Origin of the sequence: Caballeronia sp. LZ033 (assembly GCF_031451265.1) — a bacterium.
In the GTDB taxonomy this organism is placed as follows: domain Bacteria; phylum Pseudomonadota; class Gammaproteobacteria; order Burkholderiales; family Burkholderiaceae; genus Caballeronia.
Map to the genome: position 1 here is coordinate 1 of NZ_JARUXQ010000068.1, position 312 is coordinate 312.

The window sequence follows — 312 nt, forward strand, 5'->3', positions numbered from 1 at the left end:
CGACTCGTGGCCCGTACTTCGCCGGGTTACGTGTTTTGCGCATACGACGCCGAAGACAACCTCACGCAGTACACCGATGAAGCGGGCCACATCACGCGCCTCAGCTTCTTTGGACAGGGCCAGTTGGCGAGCCGCATCGACGCCAATGGCAATGTCACGCACTATCGCTACAACACGGAAGAGCAACTGGTCGGCGTGACCAATGAGCGAGGAGAAACGTGGCATCTGAAGCGCGATGCGGTGGGACGGCTGGTTGAGGAAATCGGCTATGACAAGCGCTCGCGCCGCTACGCCTACGATCCGGCGGGGCAT

1 protein-coding gene is annotated in these 312 nt (G+C 60.9%); it reads left to right on the plus strand.

From position 1 onward, the window contains the following. Nucleotides 1-312, plus strand: a 312-nt coding sequence (locus tag QCE62_RS35225; protein WP_309928062.1) for a hypothetical protein, incomplete at both ends; no start/stop codon positions are given.